15 protein-coding genes are annotated in these 18,649 nt (G+C 42.6%); 7 read left to right on the top strand and 8 right to left on the bottom strand.

The window, feature by feature from the left end:
- Positions 1-107 precede the first annotated feature (107 nt).
- Positions 108-2,480: a phosphoenolpyruvate synthase gene (gene ppsA, locus M9194_RS07130; RefSeq protein ID WP_250611935.1), complete on the bottom strand. Its 2,373-nt coding sequence runs from the start codon at positions 2,478-2,480 to the stop codon at positions 108-110.
- Positions 2,481-2,649: 169 nt separating this feature from the next.
- Between ppsA and ppsR the strand changes: the two genes are divergently transcribed.
- Complete coding sequence (gene ppsR / locus M9194_RS07125; protein ID WP_250611934.1) at positions 2,650-3,483, top strand: posphoenolpyruvate synthetase regulatory kinase/phosphorylase PpsR; 834 nt, start codon at positions 2,650-2,652, stop codon at positions 3,481-3,483.
- An 84-nt stretch (positions 3,484-3,567) separates the two neighbouring features.
- On the opposite strand, the gene M9194_RS07120 is transcribed toward ppsR, so the two are convergent.
- Positions 3,568-5,124, bottom strand: coding sequence for an AbgT family transporter (locus M9194_RS07120; protein WP_250611933.1), 1,557 nt, complete (start codon positions 5,122-5,124; stop codon positions 3,568-3,570).
- Between the two features lie 331 nt (positions 5,125-5,455).
- Here M9194_RS07120 and M9194_RS07115 point away from each other — a divergent pair, with 331 nt between their 5' ends.
- Genes M9194_RS07115 through M9194_RS07100 form a run of 3 tightly spaced genes read left to right on the top strand, consistent with a single transcriptional unit; the run spans position 5,456 to position 9,036 of the window.
- Entirely contained in the window at positions 5,456-6,691 is a 1,236-nt protein-coding gene (locus M9194_RS07115; protein ID WP_250611932.1) for an ABC transporter substrate-binding protein, read from the top strand.
- On the top strand, positions 6,675-8,579 hold the full coding sequence (locus tag M9194_RS21665) for a sensor histidine kinase (RefSeq protein ID WP_284676532.1): 1,905 nt from the start codon (positions 6,675-6,677) through the stop codon (positions 8,577-8,579). The genes M9194_RS07115 and M9194_RS21665 overlap by 17 nt, the downstream gene beginning before the upstream one ends.
- Positions 8,580-8,613: 34 nt before the next feature.
- Complete coding sequence (locus M9194_RS07100; RefSeq protein WP_250611931.1) at positions 8,614-9,036, top strand: response regulator; 423 nt, start codon at positions 8,614-8,616, stop codon at positions 9,034-9,036.
- Between the two features lie 296 nt (positions 9,037-9,332).
- Here the strand turns inward: M9194_RS07100 and M9194_RS07095 are convergent, their stop codons facing one another.
- On the bottom strand, positions 9,333-10,334 hold the full coding sequence (locus M9194_RS07095; protein WP_250611930.1) for a metal-dependent hydrolase: 1,002 nt from the start codon (positions 10,332-10,334) through the stop codon (positions 9,333-9,335).
- A 221-nt stretch (positions 10,335-10,555) separates the two neighbouring features.
- Between M9194_RS07095 and M9194_RS07090 the strand changes: the two genes are divergently transcribed.
- Positions 10,556-11,383, top strand: coding sequence for a delta-class carbonic anhydrase (locus M9194_RS07090; protein WP_250611929.1), 828 nt, complete (start codon positions 10,556-10,558; stop codon positions 11,381-11,383).
- A gap of 79 nt (positions 11,384-11,462) precedes the next feature.
- Here M9194_RS07090 and nosR read toward each other — a convergent pair whose 3' ends face one another.
- Positions 11,463-12,746, bottom strand: coding sequence for a response regulator c-di-GMP phosphodiesterase, NosR family (nosR, locus tag M9194_RS07085; RefSeq protein WP_250611928.1), 1,284 nt, complete (start codon positions 12,744-12,746; stop codon positions 11,463-11,465).
- Between the two features lie 306 nt (positions 12,747-13,052).
- The gene (gene trmY, locus M9194_RS07080) at positions 13,053-13,652 is read right to left on the bottom strand and encodes a tRNA (pseudouridine(54)-N(1))-methyltransferase TrmY (RefSeq protein WP_250611927.1); all 600 of its coding nucleotides are present in this window, start codon (positions 13,650-13,652) and stop codon (positions 13,053-13,055) included.
- 140 nt (positions 13,653-13,792) lie between these two features.
- Here trmY and M9194_RS07075 point away from each other — a divergent pair, with 140 nt between their 5' ends.
- Complete coding sequence (locus tag M9194_RS07075; RefSeq protein ID WP_250611926.1) at positions 13,793-14,554, top strand: substrate-binding periplasmic protein; 762 nt, start codon at positions 13,793-13,795, stop codon at positions 14,552-14,554.
- A gap of 142 nt (positions 14,555-14,696) precedes the next feature.
- On the top strand, positions 14,697-15,470 hold the full coding sequence (locus tag M9194_RS07070) for a substrate-binding periplasmic protein (RefSeq protein WP_250611925.1): 774 nt from the start codon (positions 14,697-14,699) through the stop codon (positions 15,468-15,470).
- Positions 15,471-15,533: 63 nt separating this feature from the next.
- On the opposite strand, the gene M9194_RS07065 is transcribed toward M9194_RS07070, so the two are convergent.
- From M9194_RS07065 to M9194_RS07055, 3 genes are all read right to left on the bottom strand, one after another.
- Positions 15,534-15,953, bottom strand: a complete 420-nt coding sequence (locus M9194_RS07065; protein WP_250611924.1) for a hypothetical protein — start codon at positions 15,951-15,953, stop codon at positions 15,534-15,536.
- Positions 15,954-16,031: 78 nt separating this feature from the next.
- Positions 16,032-16,256: a hypothetical protein gene (locus M9194_RS07060; RefSeq protein WP_250611923.1), complete on the bottom strand. Its 225-nt coding sequence runs from the start codon at positions 16,254-16,256 to the stop codon at positions 16,032-16,034.
- 98 nt (positions 16,257-16,354) lie between these two features.
- On the bottom strand, positions 16,355-18,430 hold the full coding sequence (locus tag M9194_RS07055; protein ID WP_250611922.1) for an ExeM/NucH family extracellular endonuclease: 2,076 nt from the start codon (positions 18,428-18,430) through the stop codon (positions 16,355-16,357).
- Positions 18,431-18,649 lie beyond the last annotated feature (219 nt).

Genomic DNA, 18,649 nt, shown 5'->3' with positions numbered 1-18,649 from the left:
CCCTAAACTCTCACATTTGCCGCCTATTACATTAAGCGGCAAATGCTTTCGAGCCGTTAAAATACGTGCTTCAGCCTAGTTTGACTGATCGCTATCCTCTGTAGGATCTAGTTATTTGTTACTTTCCCTAACCTTAGCCACGTATCAAGCACCGTATCTGGGTTTAGCGAGACAGAGCTAATACCCTGCTCCATTAACCACTCAGCAAGATCTTCATGATCGGATGGCCCTTGGCCACAGATACCGACATACTTACCTGCTTTTTTGGCCGCCTCTATCGCCATAGACAACATGGCTTTGACGGCTGGATTTCTCTCATCAAACAAATGGGCAACATCACCAGAGTCTCTATCTAGACCTAATGTCAGCTGCGTCATGTCGTTTGACCCAATGGAGAATCCATCAAAATACTTGAGGAACTGATCGGCCAAGACTGCGTTAGATGGCAGTTCACACATCATAATCACTTTTAGGCCCTGATCGCCTCGGCGTAAATCATACTTAGCGAGTAGGTCGATAACTGAACTGGCTTCTGATGGAGTGCGAACAAACGGGATCATAATCTCGACGTTTTTGAAGCCCATATCATTTCGTACCCGCTTAATCGCTTGGGTTTCCAGCTCAAAGCATTCTTCGAAGACAGGAGAAATATAACGTGAGGCACCACGGAATCCCAGCATAGGGTTTTCTTCATGTGGCTCATACGCATTACCACCAATCAAGTTGCTGTATTCATTCGACTTAAAGTCCGACATTCGAACAATCACACGTTTTGGCCAAAATGCAGCAGCGATGGTCGCAATGCCTTCTGTCAGCTTACTCACGTAAAAATCAATCGGATTTTTATAGCCGCGAATGCGATGATTAATCTCTTTTTTCAACTCATCGGTTTGCTGGTTAAAGTTCAGTAGTGCTTTAGGGTGAATACCAATCATTTTATTGATAATGAATTCAAGACGAGCCAGTCCTACCCCTTCATTTGGAATTTGAGCAAAATCAAACGCGCGCTCTGGATTCCCCACGTTCATCATCACTTTCGTAGGTAGCATTGGTAATTCATCGACAGATGAGCGTTTGACTTCGAAATCCAGCTCACCGCTATACACATAACCGGTTTCACCTTCAGAGCATGACACAGTGACCACACTACCATCGACTAATTTTGTCGTCGCATCACCGCAACCCACTATAGCCGGTATCCCGAGCTCCCTTGCGATAATAGCAGCGTGGCAGGTGCGGCCACCACGATTGGTCACAATGGCAGAGGCTTTTTTCATGACAGGCTCCCAATCTGGGTCGGTCATGTCGGTCACTAAAACATCCCCCTCTTGAACCAAAGACATCTGATCTAAGGAATCCACCAATCGTACCGTGCCACCTCCGATACGTTGTCCTATTGCTCGACCTTCAACCAAAACGTCTGCTTTGTTATTTAGTTCATAACGCTCAATGACGTTTTGTTCGCTCTGAGAGCAGACGGTCTCTGGCCTGGCTTGAACAATATACAGTTTGCCATCAATGCCATCTTTGGCCCATTCGATGTCCATCGGACGTTGATAATGCTTTTCGATAATGAGCGCTTGCTTCGCCAACTCTTGGATCTCTGAGTCCATTAACGAAAACTGAGCACGTTCATTGTCGGTAGTATCGATAATACTGACTTGCTTACCGATAGCTTGGTCATTTGAATACACCATTTTGGTCATTTTGGAGCCAAACGTTTTCTTAACGATTGGGTTATGCCCAGCTTCTAACATTGCCTTATGCACATAGAACTCATCGGGATTGACGGCCCCTTGGACCACCATTTCACCTAATCCCCAAGCAGACGTGATAAACACCACTTGGTCAAAGCCAGATTCTGTGTCCAGAGTAAACATAACACCAGACGATGCTTTATCTGAGCGAACCATTCGCTGAATACCCGCTGAAAGCGAAATACCTCTATGGTCAAAGCCTTGATGTACACGATAAGAAATCGCGCGGTCGTTAAACAAAGAGGCATATACATGTTTTGTTGCCTCTAATACGGCCTCGACCCCTTTGACATTGAGAAAGGTTTCCTGTTGACCTGCGAAAGAAGCATCAGGCAAATCTTCTGCAGTAGCTGAAGATCGTACCGCAACGGAAATCTCCGGGTTGTTTTCAACCAACTCTAGGTAATTACTTCGAATATCCTGTTCCAGATCATCTGGGAAAGAGGCATCCATTACCCACTGGCGAATCATGGCCCCCGTTTTGCGAAGTTCATCAACGTTATCTACGTCAAGTTCATCAAGCAGCTGATGGATACGCTCGTCAAGCCCGCCAAAATCTAGAAACTGGTTAAACGCATACGATGTTGTGGCGAATCCATTGGGCACGCTAACGCCCACGCTCGAAAGGTTAGAGACCATTTCACCTAAAGAGGCGTTCTTTCCGCCCACTTTGTCGACATCTTGCATAGATAGGCCATCAAACCATAGGGTATTCTTTTGCATGTTTTTCTCCACAAACAGTACAGTTTTATCTTACGGACAGAGCAAACGATTGCTTCATCCAAAACACATTATTTTATCAAGCTGTGGCAGGCGCAATTGCCAGCCGAGTTTTGTTATCGGTATTATGGTGACCATCCTACTCAAACCAATTTTCATTGCTAAATAAAATATGCCAACTAATAGTCAAAGTCGTGATGTGTTCTATGTTTCTGACGGAACCGCCATCACATGCGAAACTCTAGGTCATGTGGTACTGGGGCAATTTCAGTTCGAAACTAACGAGCAAACCTTTCCATTCATAGAAAGCGAAGACAAGTTATCTGAACTGCTCAAAGAAATTTCTAACTCGTATAAGAACAAAGGAACCGAGCCACTCGTCTTCTTCTCCATCGTTATCCCAGAGCTAAAACAAAAGCTGCTAGCGGCACCAGCTCATTGTTACGATGTCCTTGAAGATACGGTTAAAAAAGTAAAAAACGACACTAAAGTTGAACCCAAACCAAAATTGCAGCGCTCACGCAGTGTCAATAAAGATTCCAAGAGTTACTTTGATCGTATCAATGCCATTGAATACACCCTGGCTCACGATGATGGGATAAGGCTCACCAACTTAAATGATGCCGACATCATTTTATTAGGCGTTTCTAGAAGTGGTAAAACGCCCACCAGCCTTTATATGGCAATGCAGTTTGGTCTTAGAGTGGTCAATTATCCTTATATTCAAGAGGATATGAGTAGCCTAAAGCTACTCCCTGAATTTGAAGTGCATCGTCACAAGTTATTTGGCCTGACCATCTTACCCGAGCGTTTGACGGAAATACGAGAAAATAGATTGGCTGGCAGCCAGTACGCCGATATTGAGCAATGCATTAATGAAATTGAAAAAGTCGAAGCCTTGTTCCGGCGTGAAGCCATTCCATATATCAATACATCTTCACTATCTGTTGAAGAGATTTCTGCTCGAATACTGGAGAAATCAGGGTTGAGACGACGGTTACTGTAATTTTATCTGCTTTATTCGGCATCCACAGAATAAAGCGCCCATTGCCACTTATTAACAGTAGCAATGGGCACCTGCTCCAAGATACTAGAACCCAAGTGGAAAGCCGAAGCTGACAAATGCTATCAACAGTCCAGTCCATATGGTCAGAAATGCGAATGAGTATGGAATCATCATGGTAATGACCTCACCAAATGTTAAATCTGGTTTGTACTTGCGCATAAACGCTAGGATAACACCCGCGTAGCTCATCATAGGAGTAATAATATTGGTTGATGAGTCAGCCACTCGGTACGCGGCGGATACCAGATCAGGCGTTAAATTAGGATTAACTTGATAGAGCATAGGAACAAATATAGGCCCTAGAAGCATCCATTTAGCGGTTAGACTACCTACGAACAAATTGATGACACCCGTGGTGATTATAAAGCCAATCAGCATGAGAGCGGGAAAGTTGTGCAGGCCTAGAGACTGTAAACTAGATGCACCCAAATAAGTAACATACGTGCCTAATCCCGAATAACTAATCAATGCGAGGAAGTTGTGACTAAAGAATGTAAGCACAATAACATAACCCATGGTGTTCATTTGTTTTACCATGGCTGTGACTACATCTTGCAATCCAGAAAATTTGCCTGTGGCAAAACCAAAACAAATTCCGGTGACGGCGAACACCAGAGAGATGAGTAAAATAACGTTCTCCAGGTAGGGCGTTACTTCTTTACCAGAGTCATTAATATATGAATCAAGTGGTCCATTCGCCAAAAAGTAAATAGCGACAAGTGCAGCAACCAAACCAACCAATGCTGCTTTCAACCCTTTTTGCTCTTTTTCGGTAACCTTAAACTCTTCAAAGTTAATGTCTTCTGGTAACTGATATGACACTTTTTCCAAGCGGGGAGACACAATTTTCTTGGTAACAAAGGCACCTGCGATAGCCAGGATAAATGTCGATACAAATATGAAGAAGTAATGCATAGTAGCAGGGTTAAGAGTCTCGCCCGTAATACCTGTAAAAGGAACGCCTTGGGACTCCGCAAACAGTTTCGCGTTTACCCCGATAATGACGTCTGCGGGCGTCGCTGGGAAAAGGTTTGCACTAAAACCCGCGGACACACCTGCGAAGGCCGCTGCCATACCTATCAAGGGGTTTTTACCCAAACCTGCATACAGTAGGCCTGCAAGCGGCACAAGAACGAGATAGCCAGCATCAGCTGCTAGAGAGCTCATAATTCCCAAGAACACGATAACCAGTGGCAGGAATCGGCCATTAATTTTGTGCCCTACCTTTTTTATTACTGCTGTAAATAAACCGGAGTTTTCCGCTAGACCAACACCAAGCATAACGACAAGAATAATACCAAGTACACCGTGACCAAACGCTAACCAGTTTTGCAAAAGCGCATTCTCAAACATCCAGCGAAAGTGGTCCGTTTCTAACATATTCTTGATAGAGAACTCTACGGCTTCCCCCCCTTTACCAACGGTTTGAAAAGTCGAGCCTCCTAAAACCCAACTTAGAAACAAGCTAAAGACAAAAAGAAACATAAATATAACAATGGGATCTGGGATTTTTTTCCCTAGGTTTTCAATCATTGTTATAAAACCACTTGGCTTGTTGTTTTGTATCGACCCTAATGCCATGTAAACATATCCAGTTTTTAAATGTTAAAAGCTCAAGGGCGCTAATATCGACTAAGCCTGCGTCTAAACAGAATGAATTAACCTTAATTAACCTGAATTAACTTACTATGCCCAATACGAAACGCAGGCAGAACAATTTGACCATATGTAAACTGCGATAAAAACCTCGACCGACTGCTCAATATTCTTCAAATGGTCATAAAACAAAACTCCATTAGTAACAAATATTTTATTTACACCTATTCTTTTGCTAATGCAGAAAAATATCGTTTTCGTTTTCTGCAGTGCAAATAAAGCGGCTAACACTATGCCGCTAGAGGAGACAAAACATATGGAAAAGTGGATAAAGATTTTTGTTGTCTGGTTCTTATTCATCGGCACAGTACAAGTGATCCATGCCGAGGAAAAGATTCACATCTATCTTGATGCCGACCGAACTGGCGCGAAAGCATCCGGACTGTCCATTGAACGCGGTATTCGCGTTGCTCTCGATGAAGTCAATAATCAAGTTCAAGGCCGGGCTATTGAGGTCCTTATACGCGATCACAATGGCAGCTCAGTCAGAAGTAAGCGTCACTTAAAAGAGTACATTGCCGATGACAATGCCTTGGTGGTGTATAGCGGCTTACACTCCCCTCCGTTGCTCGAGAACTTAAAATATATCCATAGTAACCAAGTACTGGTGCTAGATCCTTGGGCTGCAGCAGGCCCCATTACTCGATATCCATCGAGTGAAAACTGGGTTTTTCGACTTTCCGTTGACGACAGCAAGGCCGGTCACGTGATCTCTAGGCATACGTTATCTGAAGGTTTCAACAAGCCTTACCTGTTACTCGAAAACACTGGCTGGGGGAAATCTAACTACAAAACCATGACCAAGTCTTTAGGAGAAAAAGGGATCACTCCTGTTGGAGTTCAGTGGTTTAACTGGGGGGTTGGGGAGACTGGCGCAAAAATTATGCTCCGTAATATCTATGCCTCAGGCGCTGACGTTGTATTGCTGGTCGCCAATGCCACAGAAGGAAAAGTGTTCGCCCGTGCCATGTTAGAGTTAACCCAAGAGCCTAGTTATACAAAGCCGTTACCGATTCGCAGTCACTGGGGTATCACAGGTGGAGATTTCCCCCAACAAATCACACCGACAATGCGAGAGCGTCTCGATCTAAAGTTTTTGCAAACCAAATTCTCGTTCGTTTCATCACCACCAACAGAGCTTTCTAATCAAGTGTTAGCTCGTGCCAAAAAACTCTACCCCGACGAAATCAGAAGCGCGGCTGATATTACGGCCCCCACCGGGTTTATCCATGCTTATGATCTCACCCGTCTCTTACTTGCCGCAATAAGTAACGTCGAGTTAACTGGCAATATAAAACAAGATCGAAAAAATCTTCGTATTGCATTAGAGAATATTACTCAGCCTGTAAACGGACTCGTCAAGACTTACCAGACTCCATTTACGCCTTTCTCTCAACAAGCAATGGATGCACACGAAGCCTTAGGCCTTGAAGATCTCGTCATGGCTCGCTACGACAAGGAGAATCGTATTGTCATTGTCAAAGACAAATAAGGCTCGAAAAGTCGCCGCACCATTTAGATTAAAAATTGAATTGGCCTTCAGTGTTTATATGCTCATCTGTATTGCAGCCTTGGGCCTTAGCCTAGGTAGCTTAATGGTACTGAAAGTTCATGAATTATTCGAAGAACATCAGGAAAAGTTCATTTCTCAACAAATGAATGCCTTAGCAAATGATATTAGTAACTACTTAACCTTAAGAAAGACGGTTTTGGAAGGTTATGCAAAATTCCCTATTCTGATTCAAGGTGTTATGCAGCCATCTTCTGGGCTGGCGAATTCAAGCGACCTGCTCAATGGCCTTTCTCTGCTAGGTGAAAGTGTCCCATTTCACTTACTAGATTTAAACGGAGACCTAATTTATTCCACTAAGCCAACGTCTCACTGCCTACCTATCAATAAGAACCTAGTTCAAGCTGCCGAGGGCAAACCGAGTCAGATTAATGTGGATGTGTGCCAAAACAATGATGCGCAGAGCGGCGCACACTGGTTACTGGTTGTTCCTGTTGTATACAATCATTTAGTTGAAGGCTTCCTTTCTGCTGAAATACCTACCTCTCTAGTTTCGCGGTACCTTGGCCTATCAAGATTCAAAAATGAGTATCAAATTCAATTGCAAGAACACGGGAAAACCTTACTGAGATTTGGCCCTAACATTGAGAGCCCGTATAGCAATATATCTCTTCTAAATGGCGCATTTTCCTTGATATATCGCAGTGATCAAAGTGCTCTCAAACAAGCGCAGATGTCAGTAATCACCAATTTTACTCTTTATCTAGTTGTGGTGTTACTCGTTATGATTATCTTGTCGCGTTGGCTCGGGAAAGCCTATTTTGTACAGCCTTTACAGCAATTGCGTAAACTGACTAAAAAGCTGGCTGCCGGAGAATCCATCCCCACAAATCACAAATCGGAACGTATTCAGGAAATTCACGATTTAGCCACGAACTTCACCTTAATGGCTGAAAAGATTGAAAGAAGAGAGAAGGCATTAACCACAGCAAACAACTCTCTAACCTCCCTTAACGAGCAAACGCTTAAGCAACAACAAATGCTGGTTCATTCTGAAAAGCTCGCTTCAGTAGGCCAGTTAGCTGCAGGCGTTGCACACGAGATTAACAACCCAACCAGCTTTGTAAAAAGTAATATCGAATTGCTTATTCAATATACTGAATCGATTAAGTCAGCCTTCCTCTTATACGGTGGACTAGAAACTCATATGGCACGGCTGCAACCTGAAAACCCGACGCTTTTAGAGATAGCCGATCTAAAAGAAAGAGTGGATTTAAACTATATTGTCACAGATATGAGTGACCTTACCTTTGAATCGTTAGAAGGAATCACTCGAATACAAAATATTGTAAAAGACTTAAAAAGTTTCTCCCGAGTTGATGAACAGACATACCACTCGGTGGATATTAATCATGACGTCATCGAGACCTCTTTACGGTTGTTGGCTAATCAAATTAAATACAAATGTCAGGTCAAAAAAGAACTGTCTGCACTACCAAGCATCGACTGCAAACCAAGTGAAATCAGCCAAGTCATCATGAACCTGATCATCAACGCGTATGATGCCATCGAACATGACGATGGCGAGATAAAAATTTCCACTTCTGTGCAGGAAGAATTCGTCGTAATTGAAGTGTCGGACAACGGAACAGGCATTGATAATAAAGAAAAGTTAAAGCTATTTGACCCTTTTTATACAACGAAAAAAGTGGGGAAAGGGACAGGGCTTGGGCTGTCTATTTGCCAAGCAATTATCAACAAACATGGAGGGGAGATCACTGTCAGCAGTGTCGTAGGACAAGGCAGTACTTTTAAAGTCACTCTGCCCGTTGAAAATTGCATGGCTAACGAGGAAAAAGTGGGCGCATAGTTGTGTCCGAGGCTAACATTCTTGGAGATAAGATATGCCAAACGGCACAGTGTTATTTGTAGATGATGAAATATCCATCCTAAAGTCTATCACCCGTTTATTTTACAACGAAGGGTGCAAGGTGATGACGGCCTTGAATGCAGCGGAGGGGTTAAGCTTGCTCGATGAGCAGCCAGTACACGTGGTAGTTTCAGACCAAAGAATGCCAGATATGTCGGGCTCGGAGTTCCTTACGCAAGTAAGGAAGTTTCACCCTCAAGTCATTAGGATTACCATGTCAGGATACGCTGATATTGCATCGGTCATCGAATGCATTAATGAAGCTCATATTCACCACTTTATCCCTAAACCATGGGACTCAGAACAGCTCAAATCGATCGTGCTTCACTATCTGAGTGTGGCAAGTAACATGAGAAGTAACGCTGTTGGTGAACACGAACATTTTTACTTCAATTAGACATTCTATCGTTGGTTACAGCCTGCTCTGTATTCCCAAATAAAAAAGCCCACTATCGTTAGAAAACGATAGTGGGCCAGCAAAAAAAGGCGCTACTAATATAAAAAATTAAAAATATGAGAGTCATATACATACTCGCCGGAAATGTTAACAGTCTATCGGAAACCTTGATACTAAAAAGATACATATGCTTACGGAAATTAATCACTAGCAGATTACAATGTGAGCTGCAGTGGCGAAAGGAGGCTATTCCTTACACAAATCTCATTCAAAGAATTCGTTTTATGACGAGCCCATCAAAAATCAAATAGCATATCAAAAAAGCGTTGCCTGGAGGCGGGGGTATTGTCGCGATGCGTGGTGTATTCGACGTGGCTATCTATTGCCGCTGATGGTGATAGCTTGATACTCCAAAGTGCTTTTATCTGATTTGGTACTACCGAATATCTCACATCCATAATACGCAGTTCATCGTTTGGATCTTTCGCTATAAAACCATTGGAAAACTGACGGAAACGTTCAATATCTTTAGCTTGTTGTGAATTCGGATCAAGCGAAGGGTAATCCCTACTAACATCTAACTTTACGATAGATTCTCCAGGATAGATTTTAACTGATGTGCCTAACCGGACAGCGTCTACATAGTAATAATCGTCAGAGGCATAAACCACTTTCCAGAGCAAAATATTGGCAAAGCTTGGTTTGACTTCGAGTTGAATCGGTGTGTGTTTTCTTTCCTTAGCTAAGTGCCAGCCAGCAGCTTCTGCCCTCTCCCGCTGTATTACCCCAATTGTCAGATAAATGAATATCCACAGAAATGTAACCCGAGCATACCAAGCATTTCTCCGCCATGTTGCAAAGACGAGCAATATCAATATAGGCAGTGTAAACACCGGATCAATCACCGATATGTTATTCCAAGCATAACGCTCGTTAGATAGCGGCCACAGCAGCTGCGTGCCATAAGATGTGCATGCATCCAACAACGCATGTGTGCTATAGCCTAGAGCGCTATATAGCCAACTTTGTTTAAAAGAGAGCCCACGCTGTTTTCCTATCAATTGATACAAGACCACAGCGCAAATGAAACTACCGATAGGAATGAAGAACAGAGAATGTGAAAACTGTCGGTGGAATTCCAAATACAGTAATGGGTCGCTCTGTGACCGAATGAGCGTATCCAAATCTGCTGCCATTCCAGCGAGTAACCCAAAAGCCCCTGCAATGACCAAGTGCTTCTTTTTACTCACCGATTGTGACAAAGCAGCGCCAAGCGCACCTTGTGTTAATGGATCCATAATTCACTTGCTCGCGTATGATTTAGTAGCACAGGTTTGATTACCCTACACCACGTTATAAAGTGCAGTTTTAATTTGTCTACTGTATTAAATTTATACACTTTCATTATTACTTAATCATTGAATTTAATATATAAAAACTATATCCCAGTCACCTCAAGATGTGAGTTGTAGCGAGATAGACAGGGTATGAATTGGAACGACTGATAAGGATACCTCGTATGAAAATAGAAGGATTTATTGCATCTCTTGCCTTACTAAGTTCGTCGGCTCTAGCGCTTGAGGAGCACGTTACCGACAGTGTAATTGCCAAACAACGGGCAACATTAGCGGAATACATCAAAGATAAAGGCTATGGGCCCCAATCACCTAGAGACATCGATGACTTAAACGGTGAAAACAATCTCAAATTTGGTATAGCTCCTGCGTACACCCATATGAACTTGTGCAACATTCACTTTCACAAAAACGCAGAACACAAAGGCGGCGAATTTACCACGTACGCTGGCAACGGTGATGGTAAGGGTTACTATACGGGCTATGTCTACAATGGTAGCCTAACTCAAGACGAACTAAGCCCTTTTGAATCTGAAGGTAGCGAACTTCAATCAGGCGATACTATAGAGGTTCACTATGTTCACTCAACGGCGAATGTCAAACCTGCACCCACTCTCGGTGCGTGTCTGTCGGAGTCTTTAGCAAACCCTCAGCTGCGAGTAGAAACCCAAGTATTTGTCCTAGTCAACGACGCGAACGCTTTAGACTTTGTTAGGTTAACTGAATATGCCCAAAAAGATGGCTACTACCAAGCTATCAACATACTCAACAATACTGGAACACCCGTCGAGTACGCAGGCTCTACAACTGGCTCAAGTTATAATGAAATTGCTTCACCACTTCAGGTAACATGGAGCGTTCGCCCTCGCGTTGCAAAACTTAACATTGCTTCTGTCGATAAATGGCTACAAAGTAACGACTTTGACGAAGATCATGCACACAGTGTTCGGAATTTAATTACTAATCCTGAACTGCTGTCTTCTGGCCACTAAGACAGTTTGTATGAATGGCATCTCGGGCAGGCTATGGAGCTTGTCCTTGATTATTTCGGCCTGCACCAAATAACGCCAACTATACGTAGACGGCAATAGGCACTTCAACGGCTTCTTCGATATGCTTCAAGCGATTTAGAATGGTGGCATTAATTTCCTGACCAGCCGTAATCATTAATTGACCATTTGGGTGATAGACGTCTTGCTTGAGCACCGCACCTATTTTCAACTCATCTAAACCCACACACGTGTCGATCTCAGACTCGATAACATCTTTCTCAAGCACTTTAAGAAAAGCGTCCACAACTTTGGGGTCGTAAAATACCTTAGTATGTTGCTTAAGGTAGGCCCGTGCACTTGTTGGCCGTAAACGCGCGGTATTGGACGGGTTCGATACAAAAAAGTCATAGTTTTTGGTAACACGTAAAATACGCGCCCCTATCGGTATATCAGTTCCGGCTAAATGTTCAGGTCCACCTGTCCCATCGAAGTTTTCATCTTGATAGCGAATAATATCGATTAAAGGAGCAAATCTGTGTATTTTACTGATAATTTTAACCCCTAGCTCTGCATTTGCATCAGGCGCTAAACAAATGGCCACATCGTCTGTTTGCGGCTCATCGATCTTCTCAGGCTCCTTTTCTACTTCTGCGCCAATAAATCCTATTTCATGAAGTAAGCTCGCTAGGTAACAATGTGAAACTTCTTTCTCTGACAGCTCCATTTTTATTGCGATGAGTTTTGAATATTCCGCAATTCGCTCCACTTGTTGCTGAGGGCGTCCCGTTGCTTGCTGGATGATGGCAGATAAAGCCGCAAGGATATCCCGGAATGTTTGGCTACGACTAACCAATAGCTTCTCTAGCTTTTTATTCGCTTTTTGGATGATCTCGGTTCGCTGCTTCACCTTTTCTTCTAGAGATTCATTCCACTGCGACAATTGAGCATTTTTTTGCGTTAGTTCCTCTGTCAGGCGTTTTTTTTCCTTCCTAAGCTCCAACACCTCTAGCACTTTGGCAACGGTTAATTTCAGTTCCTCGTTATCCCAAGGCTTAGATAGATAACTGTATATCCCCCCTTCATTGACGGCGCGAATTGTTGACTCCATATCGCTATATCCAGTCAATAGGAGTCGTATGGCATCCGGGCACACATCTTTCGCTTTGGTTAAGAACTCTGCACCATCCATTTCAGGCATACGCATATCTGAAATGATGACATCTATAGGATTATCTTGCAGGTGATCCAACGCCTCTTGCCCTGAAGTAAAGGTCGTCACATCATATTGTTGACGCAATATACGAGTAAGAGATTTCAAAATATCTTGCTCGTCGTCGACTATCAAAACTTGTGCTTTTTGCATAGTAAGCGTTCCTTGAGGACTCAATTATTAGCGCTTGATGTTATGCCTTCATTTCAGGCAATCAGGATTGAAGTTAAGAGTCGCAATCCAACTAAACGTGTAGCCTTTTATTATTGTTTTTATGGTTATATCCATTGATCAAGTATAGATGAAAAAACGACTTACAAAACTTAGAGATAACTAGGAAGTAAAAATAGAATTATCAGGCTGACGACGGACACAATGGGGGGAGATGACCTGAAACTCAGGTCATGCCAGATAATTTCAATGTAGATATAGGCTAAAGTAGGGGGCCAGTAGATACACCTATAAGCCTTGTATGTCCAACTCATTGTTAATTAACGTAATGCATTGAGATGCAAACAACATCTTAGGGCCTAAGCTTATTTTTTCTGTGTTTAACCGTTTAAGGCTATTCCAAGATTTTTTTGGCATCGGAATATGATCAGTGAGCAAGAAACAAGAGTTCTCCGAGAGATTAACCTCCCTCACATCTGAGCCTTTTTTATCCAATAAGTAGAGTTGATATTGTTCGGATAGGCGTTGCACCAACTTCTCAAAACTGGTTGTCTCGACGTTGATGCCTGGCTCAACGATCCGTAGATGCTCTTTACCCATGCCCGTCGACTTTTCCAATGCAAAAGCAATTTTGTTAATCAGTGCCTGTTCATGGAACCCACCAATATCGACAAGTTGCTCAGATTGAAAATGAATGGTTCGAGAAAAGTCCTGCGTACTTTCTAAAACAAGATACACTTCGACATCATTGCGATGCGATTGAGCAGTAAATACTGCGTTCATTAACACATGAGCCAGAATTTCTACATGTGCATCTTCGCCAACAGAAGATAAGAAAGTATCTTTATTCGTTGATGCTGCCCTTGCCCGAACCACAAACGCTCTCATAATTATGCCTATACCATAGAATTTTGCGCCACATGGTACACTGCTTTGAATGAGAGTAAAGAGCGTTGCTATCTTTATACACAACTCGCGAATCATACTCTCTCGCTCTATATTTAGAGAATCACAGTGAATAGAGCGAAATGGCATTGTTAGTCAAATCTAACCTACTTATATGGATGGTAGTCTTATGTTTAGCGACATTGAATGCCAGTGCAAAGACACTTCAGCTCGTCACGCTCGATTACCCTCCCTATATCTACAATAACAACGGCAAGGTTGATGGAATTGCAACTCGAGTGGTTGAAGAGGTGTTTCGTCGTCTCAATCAGCCAATAGAAATTCAAATACTGCCGTGGGCACGGTCAATACACTATCTAAAAACAGGCAAAGCAGATGCCATCTATACCATTTTCAAAACACCGGAGCGGCTTGCTTTTGCCGACTATAGCCAATTGGTTTTGTTTGATCAAAACATTGCCTTGTTTACCAACGCCAACCAAGACATCGCTTTCAATGGCGAACTCAAGGAGTTAAGTGAGTATATTTTTTGCGTAGAGATTGGCGTAAGCTACGGTAAGATATTTGATGAAGCCGTCAAATCAGGACTGATCACAAAGATGACCGAAACAAGATCGGCACGACAATGCATGAACTTACTCCTGAGAAAAAGGGTTGATATCTGGATCAACAATCATTTTGGAGGATTGGCCATCGCAAAATCGGAATCGGCTTTACCCTATATTCATACACTTGCCTCTTCTATTCAATCTACGCCTAGCTACATCGCGTTTTCAAAAATAAATCAACACCAGAAAATAAGGGATCAGTTTGATCGTGTATTTCAAGAAATGATAAAAGATGGCACTTATGACAATATCGTCGCTGAATTTATTGGAAATTAGCCCCTTTTGGCCCTGACAAATATTGCGTATCAACCATTCACATCGCTCTGAATTCTACATCTTGAAGTAACCTGGGTATACACAGCAGATTTTTGAAATTGGAATATACTCAGATAAGTAACAATTATACCCCGAGCTCACTATGAACATTCGAGTTAAAGTGCCGCTACTTTGTTTGGTGCTGCTATTTTCAGCAATGACCCTCGCTTCCGAACCACTTGAAGGTCCGGTTAAATTCTGTGGTGATGGAGGCGGTTGGCCGCCCTATACCTTTAAAAAAGGCGATAAGGTCGTGGGTTATGATATTGATGTCCTAAACGCAATATTAAAACCCAAGAACATCGAATTTTCAGTGGCTATGCCGAGTTGGAAACGGTGCGTCGAAGGGACAAAGATCGGTTTATTTGATGCGGCAGTCAGTGCAACCTACAGTGAAGAGCGTAGTCAAAGTTTTATCTTAACCGATGAATATTATTCGCTCACGCCTGTTTATGTCTATTCACAAAAACTGTTTCCAAATGGATTGGAAATATCTAACGCGAAAGATCTGGAAAACTACCATTTATGTGGCGTGCATGGCTTCAACTATGATGGGATTGGGGTCAATAGCAGCAGCATTGACCGCACTGCAACATCGTTTGATCAATTGGTGAAAAAGACAATTGCTGGACGCTGCGCTGTCTTTCTTACCGACTATGAAATCATGATAGGTTTTAAAATTGAACAAGGTATCGACTATCTAGCGCAAGGCGTACTCATCACGAAAAGTATTCCAGACGCTCCAAAAGATAAAAACTACATGCTCATTTCTAAAAACTACAAAAATGCACAACAGCTTAAAGCCATACTAAACGAGGGTTTTGCAAAATTGAGAGCAAATGGACAGTTGAAAAAAATTCTTGAGAGTTACGAATAAATAAGTCTACTGTCCAATGTCGGAGCCAGCTAAGAGATCACTCTCTAGCAAGGTGAGTTTAGATCACGGTCTTAAAGTACATTCAACCGATTCAATGGGTACATGAGACTGGGTAAAACAAACATAGGCTTTGGCTGGATTTTCAGGCCCAATGTCAATATAACCCGTCTTAACTTGATCGCCAGGAAAAGACAATCGTCTGGCACTCACTTCTTTGCCATTAACGTAAGTAGCAATGAAGTTACCTTTCATCGCATTTGCCACTCTAGGTTGATAATACTCGGTATGAAACTCTACCATAGCGCACCTTAATGGTGGTCTTTGTGTCACCACGACCTCTTGGTTCTTGCCTTCCCCCTTAACCACAGTGGTACTCGGCGATTGCTGATCCACGGCTTGATAGCTTGTGACAATACAATTGGTATTGGCTAAAACCAATTGGGAAAACAATAAGGCACTCACTGCTAACAAATATTTCAACATCTACACTTCCATTTTATGTCATTAAAACTGCGCATAGATTAATAGCTTGAATATATTTGATGACAGAGCAAGGTAAAATTAATGCTTTCGTCCCGTGGGATACAGCTCAAAGTTAGCACTTTGATATGCTTGTGCAAACGCTTTACGACGACGCTCTTTTCTTTCTCGCACATATTCACTATCGGTTCTATTCACCTGCTCTTTCACTGCGGTTTCATGCTTCTTTGCAGACTCAACAAACTCCGGATCAGTGATGGCCTGCTTTCTTAATTTATTGACTCGCTCAAGTGTATCCCACAACATAAAATGCCCTCCGCAATATACTGTGTTTTTATACAGTATATTGCAAGGGCAGTGTTGTCAACAATATGATTATTTTTTAATCGTTATATCAAACTTTTCTAGTGCTTATGATGATGTTTCTTCGCAAACTTTACATCAATGATGACTGGGTCATGATCTGAAGCACTGAAAGGGTTCGGATATTTTTGCAAGTCTCCGGTATATTTGCTGCCGTACTCAAAAAACTCACTTTCATACGAGTTAATGTGCCAATCAGCGACTTGAAGCACATGTTTCTCCATCCGCTTGTTGGCTAATGCGTAATCCAACGTTCCTTGCTCTCCGTTATAACTGTATGAGATTGCAGCCGCGCCATTTTGCTTTGCATTCAGATCAACGAACCCGTAGCTGTGTGTAACTTCGCTGCCTTTTTCTTCATACAATTTGTCACCAATGTAAGTTTTGGATGCCGACATAATTGGGCGCTCGCCAGAGTGTGGCTGGTAATTGGTTAACACTCGAATTGGATCTTCTTGTGCGTAAGAGTTGAAATCACCCACAAGCAACACATTGCCGCGCATTTTACTCACGCGATCTCCTAGCACTTTCGCAGCGCTGACTCGGAAATCATTACAATGCCCCTGAACGTTCTCTTCTGAGCTGTAAGTGTCTTCAAGACAACCTGACCCTTTTGATTTTAAGTGGTTAGCCACCAAAGTAAATTTGCCACGCTGACCTCTTAATTTAAAGGTCTGCATTAACGAATTTCTCTGGTGAGCAGACTTACTTTGCCCTTCGCTATCCGTATATTGCTGGTTAGGCATAGTAATAATTTTTGCCGATCCAACAGGTCTTAATACATGAGGGCGGTAAATTATCCCTACACTGATCGCATCCGTTCCAAAATACTTTCCATCGGTTAGCTTACGCTTAGGCAATACAATATATTGGTAGCGTTTGTCGTAGGGCTCATCCTTGTTTAATGCATTGACTAAGTTGGCAATCGATGAGGTATCACCATATCCGTTATTTTCTAACTCCATCAGCGCCAACACATCTGCATTGAGCTGAGTAATCGCTGAAACTATCTTGGCTCGTTGCATAGCAAAATCAGAAGCACTCTTCGCTCCCCTATTGCAGCTATCGCTATACACGCCATCGCAGGTAATGTTGAGTGCTCCCCCAATGGATGGGTTGCTGGTGAAGAAGTTCAATACGTTGAAACTACCGATTCTCACATCTGTCCCTTTGGCACGTTGTGGTGCCGCTTGTCGATCATTCTCTGATGTTCGAACCAAATCGCCGATAGAGATCGTGTCAGCTTCAGGGACGATCAAACGATATTTATCAAAGTTATACGCTACCATACCTTGCAAGTTTATCGGCATATCACCAATACGAATATAACCTTCCGACGCGTCCCAATCGGGAAGCCACGGCAATACACCTGCTTTAGCCTTATAATCTGATTCAACCACAAGACGATTCGACGCATTGGCTTTTTGCAATGCCTCAGCTTGCTCAGAGCCTGCCGGATAAAGCTGCGTTGGCATCATTAGTGGGGCTTGATATGAAAGTACAAGGTTGTTTCTGTAACGATCATAGTCATAGCTAAAATTACATGTAACCTTCAGATCACTTTCTCTATCAAGAATGATTGGCATGCCTTCATAACGACGCAAAGCATGGTCTAACGTCTCATTCGGCTCTACCCTAAAGTGGTAGGGCTTTGGCACCTCTCCTTGGCTAACTACAGTGAGCTTTGGCGTTGGATAATCCAAATCAAGCTGAGTGCTGCCATAGTAATCTTCAACTTTGGCCTGCAGACAAACTGTTGCGCCGGGTTTTAATGAAGGGTATTTCGACTGAACATCCTTAAGATAAACAAAGATGCCATCCGAGGTATTCGGGTTTCCATCGCCTTTAGTATCCAGTAAATAGAAGCCTTTATTCAAACTTTGGCCGATCTGACTAACGGTTGCTTTAACATAAACATAGTCAGGGCTGATGTATCCATAACTGGTTGGAATTGTCGCATATGGGCTTATCTTGCCTGTGCCCTGTATGCTTGGAATAGATGTAAATACACTGTTATCGGTTGGGCAAGAAAAGCTAACTGGTGTCTCAGCGTAAGAAAAAGTAGGTAAAAGAACGACGCTTGCAGCTATAGGAAACAGCGTACGAAAGCCTATCATATTCAATCCTTTAGTGTGATATGGGTTCGGGCGCAGTATACATGAGCATAAGCAAAGTGCGATAGGCAAAGTATTAAATTTTAATTATAGAAATATTAAAAATCATAAATCCGTCAATAAATTTGAAATGTTTTGGTAACATTTTGTTTTCTGTGAGCGAGCAATTCGCCATGAAAATGAATAACATATACTATGAAACATGTATGTTATTTTGGATGT

The sequence above is a fragment of the Vibrio sinus genome (assembly GCF_023634645.1).
In the GTDB taxonomy this organism is placed as follows: Bacteria; Pseudomonadota; Gammaproteobacteria; order Enterobacterales; family Vibrionaceae; genus Vibrio; species Vibrio sinus.
The sequence above is the reverse complement of the archived record's forward strand: the minus strand, read 5'-3'. Positions and strand labels throughout refer to the sequence as shown.